The sequence below is a fragment of the Methanobrevibacter sp. genome (genome assembly GCF_045646205.1).
Lineage (GTDB): Archaea > Methanobacteriota > Methanobacteria > Methanobacteriales > Methanobacteriaceae > Methanocatella.
In genome coordinates, this window is record NZ_JAZRKF010000007.1 from 24,087 (window position 1) to 47,085 (window position 22,999).

25 protein-coding genes are annotated in these 22,999 nt (G+C 34.6%); 8 read left to right on the forward strand and 17 right to left on the reverse strand.

Features of this window, described 5'->3' with window-relative positions; all coding sequences use genetic code 11:
• Nucleotides 1–16 precede the first annotated feature (16 nt).
• Together ACKI44_RS01750 and ACKI44_RS01755 are read right to left on the reverse strand one after the other, a co-directional pair.
• Nucleotides 17–274, reverse strand: coding sequence for a hypothetical protein (locus ACKI44_RS01750; RefSeq protein ID WP_407420978.1), 258 nt, complete (start codon nucleotides 272–274; stop codon nucleotides 17–19).
• Between the two features lie 8 nt (nucleotides 275–282).
• Nucleotides 283–552 (reverse strand): hypothetical protein, encoded by a 270-nt coding sequence (locus ACKI44_RS01755; protein WP_407420979.1) that lies wholly within the window; start codon nucleotides 550–552, stop codon nucleotides 283–285.
• A 205-nt stretch (nucleotides 553–757) separates the two neighbouring features.
• Between ACKI44_RS01755 and ACKI44_RS01760 the strand changes: the two genes are divergently transcribed.
• Nucleotides 758–1,477: a DUF4012 domain-containing protein gene (locus ACKI44_RS01760; protein ID WP_407420980.1), complete on the forward strand. Its 720-nt coding sequence runs from the start codon at nucleotides 758–760 to the stop codon at nucleotides 1,475–1,477.
• Nucleotides 1,478–1,535: 58 nt separating this feature from the next.
• Here the strand turns inward: ACKI44_RS01760 and ACKI44_RS01765 are convergent, their stop codons facing one another.
• Genes ACKI44_RS01765 through ACKI44_RS01790 form a run of 6 tightly spaced genes read right to left on the reverse strand, consistent with a single transcriptional unit; the run spans nucleotide 1,536 to nucleotide 6,127 of the window.
• Entirely contained in the window at nucleotides 1,536–2,195 is a 660-nt protein-coding gene (locus ACKI44_RS01765; protein WP_407420981.1) for a flavodoxin family protein, read from the reverse strand.
• Entirely contained in the window at nucleotides 2,192–3,307 is a 1,116-nt protein-coding gene (gene sucC, locus ACKI44_RS01770) for an ADP-forming succinate--CoA ligase subunit beta (protein WP_407420982.1), read from the reverse strand. The genes ACKI44_RS01765 and sucC overlap by 4 nt, the downstream gene beginning before the upstream one ends.
• A gap of 14 nt (nucleotides 3,308–3,321) precedes the next feature.
• A complete protein-coding gene (locus ACKI44_RS01775; protein ID WP_303737112.1) occupies nucleotides 3,322–3,867 on the reverse strand; it encodes a 2-oxoacid:ferredoxin oxidoreductase subunit gamma in 546 nt (181 codons plus the stop codon).
• Complete coding sequence (locus ACKI44_RS01780; RefSeq protein WP_407420983.1) at nucleotides 3,867–4,724, reverse strand: 2-oxoacid:ferredoxin oxidoreductase subunit beta; 858 nt, start codon at nucleotides 4,722–4,724, stop codon at nucleotides 3,867–3,869. The genes ACKI44_RS01775 and ACKI44_RS01780 overlap by 1 nt, the downstream gene beginning before the upstream one ends.
• Nucleotides 4,725–5,855, reverse strand: coding sequence for a 2-oxoacid:acceptor oxidoreductase subunit alpha (locus ACKI44_RS01785; RefSeq protein ID WP_407420984.1), 1,131 nt, complete (start codon nucleotides 5,853–5,855; stop codon nucleotides 4,725–4,727).
• Nucleotides 5,856–5,863: 8 nt separating this feature from the next.
• Nucleotides 5,864–6,127, reverse strand: a complete 264-nt coding sequence (locus ACKI44_RS01790; protein WP_407420985.1) for a ferredoxin family protein — start codon at nucleotides 6,125–6,127, stop codon at nucleotides 5,864–5,866.
• A gap of 138 nt (nucleotides 6,128–6,265) precedes the next feature.
• On the opposite strand from ACKI44_RS01790, the gene ACKI44_RS01795 reads away from it, so the two are divergent.
• Complete coding sequence (locus tag ACKI44_RS01795; protein ID WP_407420986.1) at nucleotides 6,266–6,757, forward strand: fumarate hydratase C-terminal domain-containing protein; 492 nt, start codon at nucleotides 6,266–6,268, stop codon at nucleotides 6,755–6,757.
• 4 nt (nucleotides 6,758–6,761) lie between these two features.
• Here the strand turns inward: ACKI44_RS01795 and ACKI44_RS01800 are convergent, their stop codons facing one another.
• Both ACKI44_RS01800 and ACKI44_RS01805 read right to left on the reverse strand, forming a co-directional pair.
• Nucleotides 6,762–7,853: a radical SAM/SPASM domain-containing protein gene (locus ACKI44_RS01800; protein WP_407420987.1), complete on the reverse strand. Its 1,092-nt coding sequence runs from the start codon at nucleotides 7,851–7,853 to the stop codon at nucleotides 6,762–6,764.
• Nucleotides 7,854–7,944: 91 nt separating this feature from the next.
• The gene (locus ACKI44_RS01805; protein ID WP_407420988.1) at nucleotides 7,945–8,682 is read right to left on the reverse strand and encodes a peptidylprolyl isomerase; all 738 of its coding nucleotides are present in this window, start codon (nucleotides 8,680–8,682) and stop codon (nucleotides 7,945–7,947) included.
• 143 nt (nucleotides 8,683–8,825) lie between these two features.
• On the opposite strand from ACKI44_RS01805, the gene ACKI44_RS01810 reads away from it, so the two are divergent.
• Nucleotides 8,826–9,920, forward strand: a complete 1,095-nt coding sequence (locus tag ACKI44_RS01810) for a DUF763 domain-containing protein (protein ID WP_407420989.1) — start codon at nucleotides 8,826–8,828, stop codon at nucleotides 9,918–9,920.
• On the opposite strand, the gene ACKI44_RS01815 is transcribed toward ACKI44_RS01810, so the two are convergent.
• The 4 genes from ACKI44_RS01815 to ACKI44_RS01830 are packed head-to-tail and all read right to left on the reverse strand — an operon-like array spanning nucleotide 9,917 to nucleotide 12,987.
• Nucleotides 9,917–10,456, reverse strand: a complete 540-nt coding sequence (locus ACKI44_RS01815) for a tRNA (cytidine(56)-2'-O)-methyltransferase (RefSeq protein WP_407420990.1) — start codon at nucleotides 10,454–10,456, stop codon at nucleotides 9,917–9,919. The two genes, ACKI44_RS01810 and ACKI44_RS01815, sit on opposite strands and share 4 nt — an antisense overlap.
• A gap of 10 nt (nucleotides 10,457–10,466) precedes the next feature.
• A complete protein-coding gene (gene cobS / locus ACKI44_RS01820) occupies nucleotides 10,467–11,249 on the reverse strand; it encodes an adenosylcobinamide-GDP ribazoletransferase (RefSeq protein ID WP_407420991.1) in 783 nt (260 codons plus the stop codon).
• 3 nt (nucleotides 11,250–11,252) lie between these two features.
• Complete coding sequence (locus tag ACKI44_RS01825) at nucleotides 11,253–12,296, reverse strand: phosphatidylglycerophosphatase (RefSeq protein ID WP_407420992.1); 1,044 nt, start codon at nucleotides 12,294–12,296, stop codon at nucleotides 11,253–11,255.
• Between the two features lie 4 nt (nucleotides 12,297–12,300).
• Complete coding sequence (locus tag ACKI44_RS01830; protein ID WP_407420993.1) at nucleotides 12,301–12,987, reverse strand: hypothetical protein; 687 nt, start codon at nucleotides 12,985–12,987, stop codon at nucleotides 12,301–12,303.
• A gap of 84 nt (nucleotides 12,988–13,071) precedes the next feature.
• Between ACKI44_RS01830 and larC the strand changes: the two genes are divergently transcribed.
• Entirely contained in the window at nucleotides 13,072–14,241 is a 1,170-nt protein-coding gene (larC, locus tag ACKI44_RS01835) for a nickel pincer cofactor biosynthesis protein LarC (RefSeq protein WP_407420994.1), read from the forward strand.
• The gene (queC, locus tag ACKI44_RS01840; protein ID WP_407420995.1) at nucleotides 14,238–14,915 is read left to right on the forward strand and encodes a 7-cyano-7-deazaguanine synthase QueC; all 678 of its coding nucleotides are present in this window, start codon (nucleotides 14,238–14,240) and stop codon (nucleotides 14,913–14,915) included. The genes larC and queC overlap by 4 nt, the downstream gene beginning before the upstream one ends.
• 28 nt (nucleotides 14,916–14,943) lie before the next feature.
• Here queC and ACKI44_RS01845 read toward each other — a convergent pair whose 3' ends face one another.
• The 3 genes from ACKI44_RS01845 to ACKI44_RS01855 form a co-directional block, all read right to left on the reverse strand.
• The gene (locus tag ACKI44_RS01845) at nucleotides 14,944–15,714 is read right to left on the reverse strand and encodes an SDR family NAD(P)-dependent oxidoreductase (RefSeq protein ID WP_407420996.1); all 771 of its coding nucleotides are present in this window, start codon (nucleotides 15,712–15,714) and stop codon (nucleotides 14,944–14,946) included.
• Between the two features lie 157 nt (nucleotides 15,715–15,871).
• A complete protein-coding gene (gene oadA, locus ACKI44_RS01850) occupies nucleotides 15,872–17,581 on the reverse strand; it encodes a sodium-extruding oxaloacetate decarboxylase subunit alpha (protein ID WP_407420997.1) in 1,710 nt (569 codons plus the stop codon).
• Between the two features lie 125 nt (nucleotides 17,582–17,706).
• A complete protein-coding gene (locus tag ACKI44_RS01855) occupies nucleotides 17,707–18,801 on the reverse strand; it encodes an inositol-3-phosphate synthase (protein WP_407420998.1) in 1,095 nt (364 codons plus the stop codon).
• A gap of 137 nt (nucleotides 18,802–18,938) precedes the next feature.
• Between ACKI44_RS01855 and ACKI44_RS01860 the strand changes: the two genes are divergently transcribed.
• The 3 genes from ACKI44_RS01860 (at nucleotide 18,939) to ACKI44_RS01870 (ending at nucleotide 22,982) form a co-directional block, all read left to right on the forward strand.
• Nucleotides 18,939–19,781 (forward strand): UbiA family prenyltransferase, encoded by an 843-nt coding sequence (locus tag ACKI44_RS01860; RefSeq protein WP_407421024.1) that lies wholly within the window; start codon nucleotides 18,939–18,941, stop codon nucleotides 19,779–19,781.
• A 9-nt stretch (nucleotides 19,782–19,790) separates the two neighbouring features.
• On the forward strand, nucleotides 19,791–21,353 hold the full coding sequence (locus tag ACKI44_RS01865) for a glycosyltransferase family 39 protein (protein WP_407420999.1): 1,563 nt from the start codon (nucleotides 19,791–19,793) through the stop codon (nucleotides 21,351–21,353).
• A 111-nt stretch (nucleotides 21,354–21,464) separates the two neighbouring features.
• The gene (locus ACKI44_RS01870) at nucleotides 21,465–22,982 is read left to right on the forward strand and encodes an NERD domain-containing protein (RefSeq protein WP_407421000.1); all 1,518 of its coding nucleotides are present in this window, start codon (nucleotides 21,465–21,467) and stop codon (nucleotides 22,980–22,982) included.
• Nucleotides 22,983–22,999: the final 17 nt, after the last annotated feature.

Genomic DNA, 22,999 nt, shown 5'->3' on the forward strand with positions numbered 1-22,999 from the left:
TCCTAAAAATAGTTATTTATGGATTTACCGCTTCATCCGCAGCTCCCATAGTTACCTTAATACTGTCGGATATGTTAATTTCAGATATTTTTTTAGATGACTCTGATTTGGCCAGATAATATGCCTGAGCGAAATTCATAGTAACAAATATCACTTCTTTAAAATCTAGAATAAAGTCATCTTCAGGTATTTTATTTAAAATATCAACCAGTTCAATTGCAATTTCATTAGATTCCAGATGTGTACCAAATTCAGCACCGAGGTTAATAAGCATGATTTCACCTATTTATTAATTATTTCTTCAATTTCTTCATATTGAGATTCGTCAATTTTATCCTTATATTTATTTAGAATTATTTTTAAATAACCTTTACAGTTATAACAGTTATAAACCTGTTCATTAGTAATGACTGCAAAGCAAAATCTTGATAACTGGTCTTCATCTATTGGGCCGGAGTAATTTTTTAATTCAATTAAAATTCTTTCAGCACCTCTGTAATTATTGACCGTAGACAAATTTCTTATTTTGAATTCAACTTCATGAGGATGCATTTCAATCACTTTCTTTTTATAATATATAACTTTTTATTAATTAAATTTTTCAATTGATTTTAAATTAATTATTTTTTTATTTAGAAAAATATGGCCAAAAAGTGCAAAATAAAAAAATGTTTATATAATTTAATTTCCATAATTATATTTAGTAAAAATAATTTTACTTAATTTTATTAATTCATAAAAAGGGAATGTGAATTAAATGAAAAGATCAAAAAAACTAATTATAGCAATCCTTTTAGTTATTCTTATCGGATTATTGACAATAATTGCTGGAGCACTAATGGGAGGTCCAAGCTTGACCGATGAAAATAAAAACGTGCTTGTTTTAGCTTCCGATAAAGGAGAACAGCAAAATGGTGCTGTAGATATGGCATTCATGGTTCATTTAGAAAACGGATCCATATCAAATTACACTCCAGTATATCCTGGAGGTATGACTCACCCTAGCGAATCAGAGCCCGTTCCTGGAGTTGGAGGAAGAATGCTTCTCCACGACTGTCTGTGGAATGGTGTAAAACCGGGTATGCAGTATGCTAGTGAAATAGTAGAAGCGAATACCGGAATGCATGCTGATGCAGTTGTTCTTGTTTATACTGATGGTATTGATGCAATTATTAATTCAGTCAAACCGCTTAAAGTCAACGGCGAAGATACTAACCTTAGTGCAGAAGACATCATCCGTGAAAATGATGCATATAACGGATATCCTGGAAATGAAAACGTTCAAGGAAATATGTCCAGAGGAGATGCAGTAATGGTATTAGTTAACGCCCTTGCAGATGCTGCAAAAGATCCTGCTAAGAAAAGTACAATGATTCAAACCGCTTTAGACCAATATTCTAAAGGAAATATTATAATGACCCCAGAAGGTTCATTTACAAGATTACTGGCTACAAAAGGATTTGAAAGTGTAATGTAATTATCTTTAAAGAATTTTTTTCTTTAAAGAACTTTTTTTATTTTAAAAATAGAAATTATTAATCTTTTTTTGCTCTTTTTGCTATATTTTGACCGATTTTAAAAGCAGATTCAAGATCTAAAGGAAATCTTGTTTCGTGAATATGTCTTCTTTCTTTTTCGTCGAAAACATCAGAAACGTATCGGTCATAATCGCTGAACTGATAAGTTTCATGAACATACAAGTGTTCAGGTTTTGTAAATAGCCTTTCTAAAACAGATTCATATTTATCGAATAGGTCATGATAACCCAAATCAAAAGAAGCCTCCTCAGAAACATTCATGGTGTAAATAAAAGCCAAAGGCATTCTTTTATGGTCAACTGTCTCTGTGGTGCTGTAGGCAAGAAATGGAAACATGAATCTTTCTAAAAAGCATCTCATATTTCCAGTCAAATCTCCAAAGTAAACTGGAGAACCCAAAATGAGTCCATCAGATTGAGTAATTTTATTTAAAATAGGTTTAAAATCATCATTATAGACGCATCTGCCATAATGACGACCGTTTACTTTTTTACATGCAAAGCAACTTTTACAGCCGTTAAAAGGAATGTCATACAAATCTATTCTTTCAACTTCGGCCTCAGGAAGAACAGATTTGATTCCTTCTAAAGATTTGTCCAGTAGCTGTGCAGTATTAAAGACTTTTCGAGGACTTCCGTTTATAGCAAAAAATTTCATTCTTTAGCCTTTAATTCGTTACATAAATCAACTGCTTTTTTAGCTGCCTTTTCCATGGATATTTCATATGGAATTCCGGCTTCTTCAAGAAGTCTTTGACCTTCTTCTTCGTTAGTACCTGTCAATCTGATAACAATATGTATTTCCCTATCGGACTGCTCCAATGCCTTAATTACACCTCGAGCAACATCATCCGCTTTAGTGATACCACCCAATACGTTTAAAAATACGACTTTAACAGGATCATAATTTAAAACAATGTTTAAAGCCTGATTAATGATTTGTTCTGAAGCTCCACCACCAATATCCAGGAATGTTGCAGGTTCTCCGCCATTGAGTTTAATCATGTCCATTGCAGTCAATGTTAATCCCGCACCGTTTCCGATAACGGCAATATCTCCGTCCAATTTGACAAAGTCAACAGCTTTTTTCTTATAGTGCAACATGTTAACTAAGTCCTGATGTCTGTATAATGCATCGTTTTCAACTTCCATTTTAGCATCGGCTGCTATTAATCCATCCGGAGTTAACACCAATGGGTTGATTTCTGCAATTTCACAGTCATATTTATCAAAGATATTGTACAATTTCCAGATTACATCTCCCATAGGGGAAATTAATTCGGATGGTACGTCCATTTTACGAGCAATTTCACGAGCTTCATATGGTAAAAAGTCGATTAAAGGCTGTGGATAATATTTAATGATTTTTTCAGGATTTGTTTTTGCAAGGTTTTCAATTTCAACCCCACCATCTTTACTTACCATGATAAGAGGTCTTCTTTCTGACCTGTCAATTGAAATACTTAAGAAATATTCCTGTTGAATATCTGCTTTTTCTTCAATTAATAGATGTTTTACTTTTTCACCTTTAATTTCCATACCTAAAATTTCATCAGCAACTTTTAAGGCTTCACCAGGGTTGTCTGCGAATTTTACACCACCTGCTTTACCTCTACCCCCTGTTAAAACTTGTGCTTTTACAACAACAGGCACTCCCATTTCGGAACAAACTGCAACAGCTTCTTCCGGAGAGTATGCTACATGACCTTCAAGTATTTTAATTCCTTCTTGATTAAAAACTTTTTTTGCTACATTTTCGAAAAATCTCATATTCTACACCTATATTAAACTAAATTATATCCTGCTTCAAATGCATTGATATTTTTCTCTTCAGTTCCTGCCGGAACACTATCTTTTATTGCTTCAATAGCTGCATTTTCAGATATAACACCAGTAATTTTTGTAATTGCTCCAACCATAACAATATTAGCTACGATTTTAAGACCGATTTCATCGTTTGCTGTTTTTGTTGCAGGAGCTTCGTAAACTTTAATATTATGCTGGTCTATGAAATCACGTACATCTTCAATGTCGGTTGTTCCCGGATCAACAATTAAAGTACCTTCATCTTTTAAATCAACGATATATTTGATTAAAGCTTCATTAGACATTGCCACTAAAATATCCGGACTTTGCACTTTAGGATAATCGATTTCACTATCACTGACAACGACTTCACATTTAGAAGCTCCTCCACGAGCTTCAGGACCATAAGATTGAGTTTGAACAGCTTCATTTTCATCAAAGATACTTGCAGCTTTACCTATGATAATTCCTGCAAGAATTACTCCCTGACCTCCAAATCCACCAATTCTAATTTCGGTTCTCATTATAACTCCTCTTCATATGCTGAATTAATTAAAGTTTTCTTACCAAATTTCTCTTCACTAATTCTGTCAATGTTTTCTGTGAACTCTGCTCTTTGTGAATTAGCGAATTCTCCGACCACTATTTTACCTTCCAAATCTTTTTTACTCATTCTATCAGCAGCAGATTTAAATACAGTATTCATTTTTAAAGTTACTGCCATAGCAGTTGGAGTCCTGAGTTTATTTTTACGACCATAATAAGTCGGACATTGGGTGGCAACCTCAATGAATGAAAAACCAGGATTTTTCAAACCGTCCTTAATGGCCATGACCAGACTTTCAATTTGAACAGTGGTCCATCTTGCAGAGTAAGTTGCGCCGGCAGCCGCTACAAGCTCAGCCAAATTAAATGGAGTATCCATATTTCCATAAGGCGCAGTAGTTCCAAAACTACCTTTAGGAGAAGTAGGACTGATTTGACCACCAGTCATACCGTAAATGTTATTATTAATACAGATAACAGTTAAATTAATGTTTCTTCTTGCAGCATGGATTAAATGATTACCACCGATTGAAGCACAGTCTCCGTCACCTGTGAAAACTACAACATCCAAATCCTTATTTGCAGTTTTTAAACCGGTAGCGAAACTTAATGCTCTACCATGAGTGGTATGAAGGGAATCACATTCCATATAACCAGGAATTCTTGATGAACATCCAATACCGGAAACCATCGCAATATTATCAAAGTCCATTTCTGCTTTTTCCATAGCACTTAAAAAAGCACTCATGATAGTTCCGTTTCCACATCCAGGACAGAAAATATGTGGCAGTCTGTCTTCTCTCATGTATGGAGTAAATTTATTTTCTTTAGACATTTAATTTCCTCCCATTTCATTAATTTTAGATAATATTTCATCCGGAGTAGGCATTAATCCACCAATTTGACCCATAAGATGAACTTCCGCATCTCTTCTTAGGACACGGTCCACTTCATAAAACATTTGGCCTAAGTTCAATTCCACAACCAGAACATCGGATGCGTTTTTTGTAAGCTCTTTAACCTGCTCTTCAGGGAAAGGCCATGGAGTATCCAGTTTAATGTAACCTACCTTTTTGCCTTCAGCTCTTGCTTTTTCACAAGCTTCAGAAACTGACCTGACAGGAGCACCGTATGATATGATAACCAAATCCGCATCTTCACAATATTTGGATTGGACAGAACAGATTTTATCACGGTTATTCAATACTTTATCACATAATCTTTGAACTAATGCAGTGTGAGTTTCAGGGTCATTGGTATCAGGATAACCTCTTTCATCGTGAGTTAAACCGGTAACGTGAATGTTGAATCCTTGACCGAATGAAGGCATAGGATTTGTTCCGTTTTCAACGTTTTTGAAAGGTAAATAATTATCCTTATCTTCAGGCATTTGCCTTGGAACAATTTCAATATTTTCATCAATAGTAATTTTTTCCCTCATATGTCCAATTATTTCATCAGCCATGACAAAAACAGGAGTCCTGTACTGTTCAGCCAAATTAAATGCTTTAATTGTAAAATCAAAGAATTCCTGAACACTTGAAGGAGATAATGCAATAGGTTCGTAATCCCCATGAGATCCCCAACGTGCCTGCATCATGTCACTTTGTGAAGCCATAGTCGGCTGACCTGTTGATGGAGAACCTCTTTGAACGTCAACAATAACAATAGGGGTTTCTGTAATAAATGCATATCCAATATTTTCCTGCATTAAAGATAATCCTGGTCCTGATGTTGCGGTCATTGATTTGGCTCCTCCCCAAGAACCTCCAATGATTGCGCCTGCAGATGCGATTTCATCTTCCATTTGGACAAATGATCCTCCAACTTTTGGAAGTTCGCGTGATAAAGTTTCTGCAACTTCAGTGGATGGGGTAATAGGATATCCTGCAAAAAATCTACAACCGGCTTTTAGTGCACCTTTTGCACATGCTTCATTTCCTTGAATAAAAAATTCTTCTGACATTTTAACACCTATTTCTTCCCATTTGAAAATTTAGGATTGAAAGAATTATCTTCCTTACCAACCCACCAGTTCGTATTGGTATCTATTGTGATAGCCTGATCAGGACAAATTACTTCACAAACACCACAGTTAGTGCATCTATCTTCAAAATTAACGTAAGGAAGTTGCACTCCCTTCTTATTAGCTTCAGAAGATATTGCATAAACATTTTTATAGCACATAAATAGGCAAAGGTGGCATCCTTTGCATAAATCCTCGTTAATTATAATCAAATTTACAATCTCCTAAACAAATCATTAAATTATAATGTATAATATATATGTTATCAAACCTTTAAATAACTTATCAAATATTGCAGTATTTTGGAAAAATGAGAAATTTTAAAATAAATTAAAGTTATATGATTTAACATGAAAAAAATTATAACTCCGGTAAGTGATGAGGAAATATTATCCCTGAATGTGGGCGATCAGATTTCCATTTCAGGAGTAATGTTTACTGGCCGTGATGCGGCACTTCCTCAGCTTGTTGACCTGATTAAAAAGGATGAACTGGACTTCGATATCAAAGGTTCTGCAATAATGCATACTGCCGTAAGTGATGCGGGAATTGCACCGACCACAAGCAACAAGGAGGAAATTGAATCCACAATCCCCTTTTTAAGCGAAAATGGAGTTAAAATTCATATCGGGAAAGGAATGCTTCATGAAAACACCATAAAAGCACTCGATGATAATAATTCAATTTTTGTTATAACACCGCCTGTTGCAGCATTGCTGACAAGCAAAGTCCTAAAAAAGGAATGCATCGCATTTCAAAATGAAGGCATGGAAGCCATGTACAGGTTAGAAGTGGAAAATATTCCGGGAATAGTTGCGGCAAGTGGCGGAAAAAGTCTTTAAATAATTATTTATTGTTCAATAGTTTTTGAACCTCTTTTTCATGTTCAAACAATACGCATGCACCATCATGATGACCCGTTAAAAGTTCATTGCTTCTGAGAGACTTGAAAAAATCGGATCCAAGAGCTTCCAAAACAGATGTTTCTTTTACGTTTATATCAGAATATGGGGAAGCAGGACAGGGTTCAGCACCACCATGTGAGTTAATGTGGAAAAATCCACGTCCCGCTGCAAGACATCCTCCGCTTTCCTTTTCATCACCCGGAAATGACATGAATAACATTTCAGGATAAGCTTTTCGTAAATCCATAATTTTTTCAAACAGATAATCTCTTTGTGCATCTGATATAATCAAATCTTTTGCACTGGCATCAATAGGGATAAATTCTATGAAAAACAGTACCTTAGAACCCAATTTCTGAATTTCTGAAATGAAATCATCTGAAAGAGCATGTGAAATATTATCACGTGTGACTGTAATGGACGTGCCAAAAATCAGATTGTTGTCTTTCATGTGGTTCATTGATTCAATCAGTTGATTATATACGCCTTCGCCTCTTCTTGAGTCCGTTAGCTTTTCATCCCCTTCAATGGAAAGTATCGGGACAATATTTCTATTTTTATCGATTAGCTCAAAATATTTTTCATCCAGCAGGGTTCCGTTGGTGAAAACCGGAAACAAGATTTCGGGAAATTCACATGCCTTTAAAATCACGTCTTCCCTGATTAAGGGTTCTCCACCAGCAAGGACAATGAAATTAATTCCCAAGTCTCTGGATTGATAGAATATGTCTTTCCAGTCATTTGCGGAAAGCTGGTTATCTGAAACGTCATCACAGATCCCATTTGCTCTGGAATAACATCCTGCGCAGTGAAGGTTACAGTTACTTGTGATGCTTGCAATTAAAAAAGCAGGGATATTAGTGCCTTTTGATGCATAATCTTTTCTTATTTTTGAAGCTTTTTTAGTGTTTTTGATGAACTTTGCTAAAAATAACGTTTCTTTGGGGTTTTTAAGGGTAGCTGAAATTGCGTTTTTTACAATATTTTCGGCACCATTAGCCAGATATTCCTGAATATCAAACCCATTATCCAAAATTTCACCAAAAATAAATCAAATAAAAATAATAAAAAAAGTAAAATAAGTTATTAATAAAATAACTTAAATTTAATTAAGAAAAGAAGAATTATTCTTCGTCTTCTTCTTCGTCAGCAGTTTCTTCTCTTTTTTCGAAAGCATCTACGAAATTAACTTTGGTAACTTCTTCAATGTTTTCCCAAATGTCTTTAGCTATTCTGAATCTTGCAAAGGTAATGTCCATGTAAGTTTGTTGGTCGAATTTAGCCATTTCATCTAATTGGATGTTTACAACACCGTCGTTGATTTCAATTTCGGTTTTTTCGATATCGACATTTGGATTGGAGTAATGTAACTCAATCATACTTTTGATTTTTTCGTCATTGTCTTCAATGATTTCAGTTACTTCAACATCATAAACTAAGTCTTTACCTGCTAATGGGTGGTTAAAGTCAACTTTTACTCTTCCACCGTTAACGGTTAAAATTCTACCTTCTCCACCTTCAGCAGAAATTCTCATACCAGGATATGGAGTCATACCTTGTTTTTTGAATTCTTTCATAGGTATTAATTGTATAGCTTTAGGATCACGTGGACCGAATCCGTTGTCACTTTCCACTTCAACAGTTTTACGGTCACCTGCTTCAAGACCTACAATTTCTTTTTCGATAGCAGGTAATAAGTGGTTTCCTCCAACTACAATAGGAATTGGTTTGTAAGTTTTATTTTCATCAAAAATTTCAGCTTCTTGAGCTATTTCATCATAAGTAGTATCAAATACTTCGTCAGTTTCTTTAATTTTACCAGTAAAATTTACGCGAACGAAATCGCCGTCTTTAATTGCCATAAATAATAACGCTCCTATAATAATTAATAAACATTATAACATTATATAGTTATATCACATACTACTTATTAAAGTTTTGTTTTGCAATACTATTCAAATGCTCTCACCAAATTCTTATAAATATTAATGATAAAAATATATTCATGCAAAGAAGAGGAGCAGTAAATTTACCTCTGCATGGAGGACATCCGCCAAGATGGCTATTTTCAAGAATGGTTGAACTGTCTGGAGCATTAACGTCAGTGATTATTGAAGAATACAGTTTAAATGAATTCATTAGAAGAATTTCCAATCCATATTGGTTTCAGGCATTTTCATGTGTTCTAGGCTTTGACTGGCATTCCTCCGGAACAACCACCACCACAATGGGAGCGCTTAAGGAATCATTGTCTCCCGAAGAACATGGAATTTATTTAAGCGGAGGTAAAGGTGCCAAATCCCGTAAAACTCCCGAAGGAATTGCACATGCCGGAGACGTGTTTAATTTAAAAACAAAAACAACCGAAAAGCTGATTGAAACAAGTAAATTATCTGCTAAAATTGACAATTCCTGCATTCAGGATGGCTATACATTATACCAGCATAACTTTTTTGTTACTGAAAATGGCGACTGGGCCGTCATACAGCAGGGGATGAACACAGACACCAAATATGCTCGCCGTTATCACTGGATGGGAGAAGAAGTCGATGATTTACTTTTAGATCCACACAGTGGAATATCCTGTGACAAGAAAACACCAGATACATTGAATATGACTGATAAAGAAAGCAAATCCGCTCAAAAAATTAGTGTTGATTTGATTAACGATAATCCTGACCATTTAAGACAATACTTTAAAAGAAAAGATAATCAGATGCTTTTAGAAGACTTTACAATGCCATCCCATCACCCCGTGCTTGATATGGACATTTCAGATAAGGAATTTGAAGTCCTGAAAAATGCGTGGGAAATTCAGCCTGAAAATTATGAAGAACTGATTTTGCTTCAGGGAATTGGTCCAAAAAAGATCAGGGCACTTGCATTAATATCAGATTTGGTTTACGGTGAGCCTGCAAGCTGGAAAGACCCTGTAAAATACACTTTTACCCACGGAGGAAAGGACGGTTTTCCATACCCCGTTGATAAAGAGGTCTATGATAATTCAATTCAAACAATAAAAGATGCCCTTGACCAGGCAAGAATAAAAAAAGATGAAAAATTAAAAGCCATTAAAAGATTAGATGACTTTATATCCTAGCGGTTTTCATCATGGATATTGACGTTTTTTCCATGTGCGGTCGGAATGACTTCCAATACTGGATTTTCAAACTCCAGGTCGAATTCCTTGCCGTCCATCAGCAAGTGCTGGAAAACAGCCAAAGATGAAACTTCAGAGTGAGGCTGTGTCGTAACAGACACATTCCAGTCAGCAGCCTTATAAACCTTTCCAGGAACTTTAGAACCTCCGACAATGATTAATATATCGCTTCCGTCTTCCCTGATTTCCGGAGCGACTTCATGAGCCTGTGAACCGTACATTGTCAGGTGAACTACTTTTCCGCCGTCATTTTTCCATTTATTGATAACGCCCATGTAGGAGTCTGTATGCTCTATTTCGAAGTTACCTCCAAATCTTTTTGAAGTATCACGTACATTATCCATTAATTTGTTGTCTTTTTCTCCGGCAAGGTAGATTTTGCTTGCGCCGAATGCACGGGCAGTTAAACATACGTGAGTTGTAATACGAGTATCTCTTTTTAATCTATGATCCAATCTTAAAACATTAACATTCATCTTATCACCATTATAAAAAATATAGGGCTATTGACATGAAAAGCAAAGCCATTAATCTTCCAACTTCATTACTCATCCCCAGCACATCGCCATTTGCAACGCCAAAGTTTCTTTTTGCAATTTGGGATATTAAAAATCCGGAAATGACTGCTCCCAAAAGACCAATCAGGCCAACTACACCACCCAGTAAAAAGGTAATGATTCCCACAATCACTATTGACAGTGTATAGTTAAAGGAATTTGTTGACAATATAAAATAGCTCCCTATTCCCGGAGTTAAAGGCTTTGAAGTTAGTGCTGTTGAAAGAAGTGAAATTTTAGCCACCATTTCACAAATAACTATTCCCATTATAAAGTTATAATCCAAAATATTATTTATTCCGGCAATCGTTAGGCTGGCCACCAAAAATAATGTTGCTATGCCTCCTGCTCCGACAGATGAGTCCTTAACAACACTGATTTTCTTTTCGGGTGTTCCATGAACCATGACTCCATCCGCCATGTCCATTACACCGTCAAGATGATTATAACCTGTAATTAACATCAGAAATGCATAAACCATGACTGCTGTGAAAAATGCGTTTAAATGAAGGATGTTTCCACATACATATCCGCAAATAGCTGCCAAAGCACCGATAAATAAATGAATTAACGGCCAGCACCAGACCAAACGAGTCATGTATTCAATTGATGTAAATACGTTAATCGGAAGGATTGTTGAAAATGTTAACAAGCCCAAAATTGATTTGACTGGAGAAAAACCTTCCTCCTTGAAATAATCATCATGTTCCATTTTTTATTCCTCTAAGACTTTTGACACACATCCTGCGATAAAACCGGCAAAGACATCATTTAATACTGGGGGAAGACCATATAGGATTCCCGGTTTTAAATTATAATACTGATTGAAATTAAATGTCGCTTTTGTTCCGCCAATCTGATTTGCTACAGACAGGCCTAAAATTTCATCGGCATATAATATGGAAGATTCATCCTTATCGGCCAATTCACGAATCCTGTTATGTGTGAAATCCTGTTCTGCTCTTATTGCAACCATTAATAATGTGATTACATTAATGTCTTCCAGTGACTTGAAGATTTGGGCTTTCAATTTTTTTTCCAATTCCTGTGATGCGTCGGCGCCGTGAATCAGTTCCATTCCCGCTTCAACCAAATCGCCGATTAGGATTCCTTTAGAAACCAGGTAATCAAGAATACCGAATGTTAAATCAAATCTTTTAAAGGCCTCATCCAATGAATCCACAATTGCATTTTTTATATTTGACTCATCAAAATCATATTCTTCGAATTCATATTCACCATTTTCCGGAACATCAGACAATACTGCCAGAAAATCGTCATTGTTTAAAATATTGCTTATATGGATGGGTAAATTTTTATTGGCAAGATATTTTGCCTTGATTTTTGATATGAGTTTATAAATTTTAAGCAAATCTTTTTTAGATAAGATTTTTTTAATGTAAATAACATGACTTATATTGATTTTTGCATCTTCAAATCCTTTAGGTGAATTGGCAACCTGCAGATTGCCTGTGAAATCCTGAATAATGACATCATTTTCCAAAAATGTGTATAAAACAATATCCCCGTAGGATTTTCTGAAATAATTTAGGGAATCGGTTTCCTGAGCAATATATTGTCTTTTTTCCTGATTAACTGATTCCTTTTTTACTTTAGAACTATTGTTTGATTTTATTATGTTCACATTTTCAACTATATTAATTCCATCACTGTCTGTTAAGTCACTGATAGCTAAAAAATGATTCGGATTATTAATAAAAACTGCATAGTCTTTTTCAATAAAATTTACCCTTTTCATAGTTTCACCCTAAATCTGCAATACAGGATATCTCACCTAATTCATCTTCATAAACGATAACTTTAATGATATCTCCGGCACTAATGCCGAAGTCTTGGCTGGGCTGATTCAGTAATTCTGCTAAAATATGGTCTTTTTTTAGCTCAATACCCCTAACCCACATGCCTTCAGGATTTAAACCTTCTTTGAAGAAATATGTTAAGAAATCATCAGGAAAATCTTCATTTCTGCATGAATCTATTTCTGAAAATGCCCTCAATATTTCTACTTCTTGGTCGTTCCTATAATTTTCAGTCTGATTTATTGCATAACTCATATAATATTCTAAATCAAAATCGTCATTAATCAATAAATCCTTTAGATAGAAGAATTCCTTATCTTTCAGGGAGTCTTTTCTAACAATTTGAAATGTGTCGAAGTTTGGACGCTCATAAAGAATTACCCTATCATCTTCGATTAGTCCGGTTGTTACAAGCAAAAATGAAAACCCCTGAGTATAATCCAGATATGGAAAGAGCAGCATTGCATTAACTTCCCTTTCAACGGAAATATTTTCAAATTCTTCTTCAAAATTTTTTAAATCAATGGAATCGATGTTAAATAATTTTTCCTGATATTGTGCATCTTTTTCGGATTTTACAATAATCATAGTATACAGCAGGTTCCTAAAAGTTGCATCATCAAATAACATCAAATCACCAATACTATTAATACTATTTAAACAAAACTATTATTAAATGTTTATATAGACAGAAATTTATTTGGAAGTAATTTTATGACAATCATTATTGACCCTCAAGGCAGCGGCATATCCGGAAACATGATAATTGGTGCATTGGTTGATTTGGGTGCCGATGAAAATAAACTGAAAGAAATAATGGAAAAATCCGCAGGCATCGTTGGAAAAGTTGAAGTGAACTTTGATAAAATTAACAAAAATGGTATTGATGCTATGTATTGCCATGTTGAAATGCTTGATAAAAAAAGTCATGTTCATTATAATGAATTAGTCGATAAAATAAACGGACTGGATTTGGATGAAGATGTTAAAAAAACATCCCTAAATATATTTAAAAGAATGGCTCTTGCAGAGTCAAAAGTTCATGGCAAAAGTCTGGATGAAATACACTTCCATGAAGTCGGTGCAAGCGATGCTGTGGCAGATGTAATCGGGTCAGTTTGGGCATATTACTCCCTGAATTTAGATGAACATAAAATCATAGGCCTTCCAATTGCTGTTGGAGGAGGCTGTGTTAAAACATCACACGGAATCCTTCCTGTGCCTGTACCTGCAGTTCTAGAGATTCTCAAAGACCTAAACTTTAAAGGAGGACCTGTTTCAAGCGAACTTGCAACACCGACAGGATGCGCAATATATGCCGAGCTGTGCGATGAGATAAAAGAATTCATTCCTCCGGTTAAAATGGATGAAGTGGCCTACGGTGCGGGAAGCAAAGACTTTGAGCACCCTAATGTATTGAGACTAATCAAATCATCCGACATTAACGAAAGTGATGAAATAGATGTGATTGAAACAAATATCGATCACCTGACCGGCGAGGAAATCGGTTATTTATTTGACGTGCTTCTTGATGAGGGAGCGTCTGACGTATCAATAACTCCAATCATAATGAAGAAAAATCGTCAGGGCAGTTTATTGAAAGTCATTTCCAGAAAAAGCAAACGCGATGAATTGGTTAACCTGATATTTAAGGAAACCGGAAGTTTAGGTATCAGGATAACTCCAAACATTCACAGAGGACTGTCTAAAAGAGAATTTGTTAAAAAAAGCTATGAAATAGAAGGAAAAAGCTATGAAGTAACCTTTAAAATAGGTTATGTTAATGGAGAAGTAATTTCCGAAAGGCCCGAATACGAAGATTTGAAAAAAATAGCTTCTGAAAGCGGACTGAGTTTAAGAAAAGTAAAAGAGCTGATAAAATGAAAAAGGCAATAGCAGTATTTTCCGGAGGCCTTGACTGTACCGTTGCAACAAGCGTTTATGCCAAAGATTATGAAATTCATGCAATAACATTCAATTATGGTCAGAAAGGATTTAATCAGGAATTAAAGGCATCAAGTGAAATATGTGAAAAAATGGGTTTTAAGCATTACGTTATTGATTTGGATTGGCTGGCAGACATCAGCACATCCAGTTTAAATACCTCAGAAGAAATTCCCGAAGTTGATTTTAAAGATTTGGATGATGCTGAAAAATCCCAAGAAAGTGCAAGCAGCGTCTGGGTTCCTGCAAGAAATACTGTCTTTACATCAATTGCCGCATCATATGCAGAAAGCATTGGAGCAGAAATTATTATAGTCGGATGGGACAAGGAAGAGGCAAGCACATTTCCCGACAATTCAAAAGAATTTTTAGAAAGTTTCAATGAACTCTTTAAAGTAGGTTCACCAATAGATATAGAAATAAAAGCTCCTGCAATTGATTTGGATAAAGATGAAATTGTCAAGTTAGGTCATGAAGTTAATGCCCCTATGGAATTAAGTTATTCATGTTATAAGGGAACAGAAAATCATTGCGGCGTTTGTGAAAGTTGCATGAGACGTAAAAGAGGATTTAAAAAAGCCGGAATAAAAGATTTGACAGTTTATGAAAAATAAAAAAAAGAAGTGTAATTAAAAATTACACTTAAATAGCTGTCCAACCACCATCTACACAGATTAACTGACCTGTACAGAAGCTTGAAGCATCGGATGCTAAATAAATTGCAAGACCGTCGAGTTCACCAGGTTCACCAAGTCTTTGCATTGGACAATATGCAGCAATTAAGTCCATGAATCCTTCCATTTCAATACTTTCAGTGGTTAATTCAGTTGCAAATACTGCAGGACCAATTGCGTTAACGGTAATATTATATTTAGCCCATTCAACAGCCAAGTTTTTGGTTAAATTCATTACTCCACCTTTTGCTGAGGAGTATGCGGAAATTCCTCCACCAGGGAAGATTACACGAGAGTGGATTGAACCAATGTTAATGATTTTTCCGTAGTTTTGTTCAATCATTACTTTACCTACTTCAGCACAAGTGTAGTAAACACCACTTAAATCAATTTTGATGTGTCTATCCCATTCTTCAGCACTTTGGTCGACAACAGGTTTGTTATTTCCCATACCAGCAGCAGTTACTAGGATATCGATTCTTCCAAAATGATCCACTACTTTTTTAACAGATTCAGCGATATTTTCTGGGTCTCCGACATCTGTTACAGCATACATTACTTCTACACCATATTCGTCTTCTAATGTTTTTTTGTTTTCTTGAAGTCTTTCTTCTCTTCTAGCAAATAATGCTAATTTAGCTCCTTGACTAGCATATGCTTGAGCAATTTGCCAACCAAGACCGGAAGATGCTCCAGTGACAAGAGCAACTTTATCTTTAATGTCAAAGTAGTTTTTCATCTTTTTGTCTCCTATATTGTATTCAAAGTTTTTTCAAAACTTCGACAATAATAGTTTATAAAAATAAATATTTAAACATACCTAAAAAAGTTGAAAAATGTTCGTAATTTTGAAAACATTTTAAAAAAATTATAAAAAAAAGTAAAATAAGGTTATCTTATTCGATAACCATCAAAATATCGCCGGCGCTTACCGCATCACCAGGCTCTACGAAAATTTCTTTCACGACACCTTCAACTTCAGATTGAATATCGTTTTCCATTTTCATAGCTTCGATTACAGCAATTGTAGATCCGACAGATACTTTATCTCCAACATTAACATTTAATTTAATTACCATACCCTGCATTGAAGATAATACTCCACCTTCAACTGGAGTGAATGGACCTTTTTCAGTTTCTTCAACTTCCATAAATCCGGTAGGCATGATTTTAACTTCAAATACATCACCATCAACTTCAACATTATACTGTGTTGGAATACCGATTTCAGCATCATCAGCAATTGATGGGGCTTTGAGTTCTTCTTCAACAGCTTCTCCTTTAAGGAATTTAGGAGCGATTGGTGGATATAACGCATAAGTTAATGCATCTTCATCAGATTTAACAAATCCTTTTTCCATACCTTCTGATTTGAATTTATCGAATTCAGGTTCCAATAAGTCCGCAGGTCTGCAGGTAATTACCTCTTCATCACCAATAATCTTTTTAGAGATTTCAGGATCAACAGGTGCTGGAGGTTTACCGTAATTACCTTTCATGTACTCTTTTACTTCGTTGGATACGGTTTTATATCTTTCTCCACCTAAAACATTCATTACTGCCTGAATTCCAACAATCTGGCTTGTTGGAGTTACAAGTGGAGGGTAACCCATATCTTTTCTGACACGTGGCATTTCCTCAAGCACATCATCATACCTGTCCAATGCATTTTGCTCTTTAAGTTGTGAAATAAGATTTGAGAGCATTCCACCAGGTATTTGGTATAATAACACATCAGCATCAATACTTTCTGCAATAGGGTCAAGTATAGCAGCATACTTTTCTTTAATATCATCAAAGTACTCTTTAATATTAGTTAATTTTTTTAAGTCCAAACCGGTATCATAAGGAGTTCCCTGCAATGCTGCGACCATACTTTCTGTAGGTGGCTGTGATGTTCCCCAGGATAGCGGTGAAATTGCAGTATCGAGGATATCAACACCTGCCTGACATGCAGCATAATAACTGATTGGAGTCATACCGCTTGTACAGTGACAGTGTAAATCCACAAGCAAGTCAGTTTCTTCTTTTAATTTGGATACTAAATCATAAGCAGCAGTTGGTGTAATTAAACCAGCCATATCTTTAATAGCTACAGAATCACAGTCAAGTGCTTCTAAATTTTTAGCTAAATCAACGAAATCATCCAAAGTATGGACTGGACTTATGGTATAACTGATAGTTCCCTGAACATGAGCCCCTTGATCTTTAGCCACTTTAATAGCTTTTTCCATGTTCCTAATATCGTTTAAAGCATCAAAGACTCTAAAAATATCCACACCATTCTCATATGATTTTTCAACGAATTTAGTTACAACGTCATCCGGATAATGTTTATACCCTACCAAATTCTGTCCTCTTAAAAGCATTTGAATAGGAGTTTTATTGAATTCAGATTTTAAATTTCTTAATCTTTCCCAAGGATCTTCATTTAAATATCTGATACATGTATCAAAAGTTGCTCCACCCCAAGCTTCAACAGAAAAATAACCTATTTTGTCCATTTCTTCAGCAATAGGAATCATGTCTCTTGTTCTCATCCTAGTTGCAAGCAAGGACTGGTGGGCATCCCGAAGTGCAGTTTCAGTAAATCTTACTTTAGCCATTTGTTAAACACCTCTTTTAATTTTTTATAAAAAATTTTGAATAATTTTCATACCTTATGTATTAATATATGTATGCCCATATATTTAAAAATTTGTAAAATTAAAAAAAATAGAAAATTGAAAAATTATCTTTCTAAGTCGCCAGAAATGAATTTTTCAACATTATCATATGCTTCATCATCAGTATATTGGATTGGAGGATGTTTCATAGTGTAAGAAGAAATAGAAGTTAATTGTCCACCAACACCTCTTTCCAAACCGATTTTACAGCATCTTACTGCATCAATAACACATCCTGCAGAATTAGGTGAATCTTCAACGCTTAACCTGAGTTCAATGTTCATTGGAACATCACCAAAGGTACGTCCTTCCATTCTGAGGAAACATAATTTATTATCGTTTTGCCATGGGACATAATCACTTGGTCCGATATGGATATCCCTATCTTCCATTCTTTCTTTTAAAACGGACTGAACAGCTTCAGTTTTTGATTCTTTTTTGGAATCCAATCTGTCCCTATTAAGCATATTTAAGAAATCAGTATTACCACCGGTATTAATTTGATAGGTTTTATCTAATTTAACTCCCCTATCCATGAATAAACTAGCTAGTGTCCTGTGAGTGATAGTAGCACCGATTTGAGCTTTGATATCGTCACCTACAATAGGAATTCCTTTTTCTCTGAATTTTGCATCCCATTCATCATCACTTACAATGAATACTGGCATACAGTTAACATAAGCGACACCTGCATCAAGTGCGCACTGTGCATAATATCTTGCAGCCTTTTCTGATCCGACAGGCAAGTAATTGACGAGTATTTCTGCACCGCTCTGCTTTAAAACTTCCACAACGTCAACAGGTTCCTCATCACTTACAACGAATGTGTATTCATCGTCGTAATTGGACATGTGTTCTGCAACACCATCCAAGACATGACCCATGCTGACTTTTGCTTCATATTTTGGAATGTCTTTTTGAAAGACAGTAGTACAGTTTGGTTTAGCAAAAATCGCTTCATCAATAGTTTTTCCAACTTTTCTTTTGTCTACATCAAAAGCAGCCACAACTTCAATGTCACTAGGTTCATATCCGCCAATATCCCAATGCATTAATCCTATTGCATCTTCGGGATTTTTTCCATCATAATAATGAATTCCTTGAATAAGTGAACTTGCACAGTTACCTATTCCAACTATAGCAATTTTAATCTTGTTCAATTTAACACCAGCTAAAAAGTAATAATATAAATTTAATAAATAATATACTAATATATGTATTGCTTAACATAGTTTATATAATTATTGTTTAAAGAACATATGTTATGAATAGAATAAATAAGAAAAAGAGGATAAGAATGAATGCATATATTGAAATATTAAGGCCAGGAAATGTTGTAATGGCCATGATAGCTATTGTACTTGTGGCAATTGTATCACATACAATCTCAATACCAATAATTCTTGCAATGTTGGCGGTTTTATTTGAAATTAGTGCAGGAAATGTAATTAATGATTATTTTGATTATAAAATAGATTTGATTAATAAACCGGAACGTCCAATTCCTTCAGGACGAATTGGCCTTAAAACAGCCAGAAACTATGCCTACGGATTATTTTTAGGCGGAACAATATGCGGATTTTTAATAAGCTATCTGACAAATAACTGGATTCCATTCATTATTGTACTGGTTTCAGACGTTATTCTCTATTTATATGCATATAAACTAAAATCAACACCGTTAATCGGCAATCTGACAGTCGGATTTATGACCGGATTATGCTTTACTTTTGGCGGATTTTCAATTGGAACCCCTGAAATGATTTATACTTCAACATTTTTAGGATTTTTTGCATTCATAATGACAACCGCCCGTGAAATAACAAAGGATATTGAAGATATCGAGGGAGATAAAGCGGAAGGTGCAAAGACTTTCCCAATTCTTTACGGTACAAAAATATCCGCTGCAATCACATTCATTCTGATTATCGGGGATTGTATTTTATGCCCATTATTATACTTCCAGCACATATTCAATATATTCTATTTAATGATAATTGCAATTGCAGTAATCATATTTATTTATTCCGGAATTCTGCTTATTAGAAATCAGGACGTTGAAACTGCAGCCAAAACATCAAAATTATTGAAAATAGGAATGTTAATTGCATTCGTATCATTTGCAATAGGATCATTTTAAGTGATTTATATGGATTTCAACACTATAAAAGACAACAAGGAATTGATACTGATTACAATAATAAGTACAATTCTTGTAGCATATTATATTAATTTTAACAACAATTTGGGAATTTACTGTTCTGACGTTTATGTTTATCTTTTAAATGCGCTTTATTATGCCGGGACAAATATACATTCAACAAAATCCATATATCTGTCTCCTGTTGTTTGTTTTTTAACCTCCCTTATTTTTGATTTGGGATATGTTGATAAAGTTGCAATCTTTATTGTTACCGGAATTTTTGCAATAGTGGGTAACATTGGAATGTATTTACTTTTAAGATTGAAATTCGACAAACTGTTAAGTTTTACCGGAACAATTGTATTTGCCTGCCTTGCACTTAATCTGGCCTGGCTTGCAAACGGTAGCCTGGATACTCCGGCAGTCACCATCACGATTTGGATTGTATATTTAAGCATATTGGCGATAACGAAAAAGCCGAAATACTATATTGCAGTATTGCCTTTACTGATTATAGGCTTTTTTACAAGATATACCGTCGCTTTGATATTGCCAGCATTAGTTTTATATTATTTATATGAAAATTCAATCAAAATAAATAAAGAAGACATAAAGCCTCTTTTAATCGGACTGGCTTTGGCCATTCTTTTGTGCGGAATTATTTTAGCTACAGTATCATCAATGGGTGATGGTTATTTGGGCTTTGACGGATTGGTTGTAGGCGGAGTCCAGGGAAATCTCGGATCTACACACGATAACTCATATAATCCGGACTTTGGATATTATCTGTTTAACATGGGTAATTTCATATCATCCTCCAACACGACATTTGTTGCAAAGACTCCTGCATTAAATGACCCTACACCAATAAGTGTGCTGGTCTTTTTAATTTTAATTGTTGGTGCATTGCTGTGGATTAAAAGAAACAATATTGAATTTAATAAGACAAAAATAGCTGGAATAATTTTATGTTTAATAGCTTTAGCTACTTTTTCCCAGTTTTCTTCAACAATTACTATCATATTGGCATTCTTTGGACTTCTGCTGATTGGAAAAGACAGTGAAAATAAAATGGGCTACCTGATGCTGATGTGGATTTTGGCATACATGATATTCCAGTCCTATTACGTTGTAAAAGTCAACAGATACATAATGCCGATTTTCCCGGCCATGATTTACTTTTTAATGATTGGCGTTGATGAAATAAATGCTAAAATAAATATGAAAAAACTCCTGCCAATAATATTAATCGTGTTCTTTTTAATTCAGGGCTTTACATTCACATTGACATTTGAACAAACAAACGAATTCAATGCTCCGGAGGAAATGACTGATTACATTAAAGCAAATATAGAAAATTGGAGCGATATCCAAATAGGAAATTATAATATCCGCCCATATTACTGGTATTTAGGACTTAATACTCCTGGAATAGAAAGCGGCGCCACACAAAAGATTATTGACAGTGGTGTATCGTATTACATCTCAAATCACAAACAAAAAAATCTGACCGGCTTTACAGAAATAAAGCAAATTGATAACTTGTATTTATACCAAAGAACGGGATAAAGACAAACATTCCTTTTTTTATTAGTGAAATTAAATTTTTGAATAAATGAATATATTTAATAATAAAAACCCATCATAAATAATAATATAAAGGCAATTAAAGAGGATATTATGAAAGTTGTATGTTGTAAGAACTGTGGTGCCAAGTACCAACTCGATGATAATGACGATATTTCATCATTCGAGTGTTCTTCATGTGCAGGTGACTTAGAACTTTTAGAAGATTATTCTGATGGTCAATCACAAGGTTCTGGTATATTAAGTTCAATCAAATATGATAATTCACAAATCGTCCAATGTGAAGACTGTGGATTAAAATATAAAATAAAAGCAAACGACAATATACTTGACTATGAATGTGACAGTTGTGGCGGTTCTTTAAGATATCTTGATTCTGAGATGAATAAGGAATTAGATCAATACATTGATGAAAGAAAAAAAGAACTTGCCGAAATGAAGAAAAATCAGGAAGAATCACCTGAAGAAGAACAGGATTCTGCAAATGACCGCTCCATAAAATCCATTACTGATAAACTTGAAACTTTCTTTTCAGAAGACGGAATGCAGAAAGTTGCAGAAGAAGAAATTGAACAAGAAAGATTGGAAATCGAAAATGCCCCAAGAACAGCAAGGACAACAATTCCCGAACCTGTCTTAACCAAATTCGGTAAAGAGTTTGCAGTTCCAGTAAGCAATGATTATAATACATTAAAAAATTTCCTTAAAGATGAATTCTTTAAAGGAATGAAGGTATATTATCAAACTGCTCCTGAAGAGGAACATACCGGAAGATTTGGAAACTTAAGAAGCAAATTTACAATTGCCGAACCTGGTGACGGAATCGTTTCAACAGACATGCTTGTTGATGATGGTCCGGATTTCGATTTGAAAAATTTAACAACAGACCAGTACATTATCATTGCAGGCGTTGTTATATTTATATTGAGCATAATTGAAGTTATATTAGTTAACAGTGGAGTAGGACTTGCAGCCTTATTAATAGCTATCGTCATTATGGCTTATGGATTTTATAGAACAAAAGATACTCAGGAAACTACTATCAGAACAAGAATTATCAGAGAACACTTGTTAACCTTACCTGAAGAGTATTATGTATTCTATAATGTTAAAACCCCAACTTCACCTGTTGGAATAAATCACGTGGTTGTTGGACCTACAGGAATCTATGCGCTTCTTTCCCAAAAATACAATCCGAAAAATAGATTGAACTCTGAAAATGAGAATATCGAACTGATCAAATCCGCTGAAGGAGAAGATGATAAATTTGAGATTGCACAGGTGGGAAATAAAAAACGCTTCAGATACACAACAAAACAGGCTAAATTTTCACAGGACAATGCAATAAAACAAAAGGCATTGACATTAGGTGAAGATTTAATTAATTTCCTTAATGACAATAATATCAGAAATTGTTTTGTAGAACCGTTAGTAGGTTTTATTAATAATGAAGTGGTTGTAATAAATATGCCTTTAACCGATGAAGACTTATTTATTGAAGAATTGTTAAATACGATTCAAAATACTACAATCAAATTAAATTCTGAAACTATAGATAAATGTGCAGTATTGCTTAGCAAATATTCTGCAGATTGTTCTTCAGAATTTTAATTTTTTTCTTTTTTAAA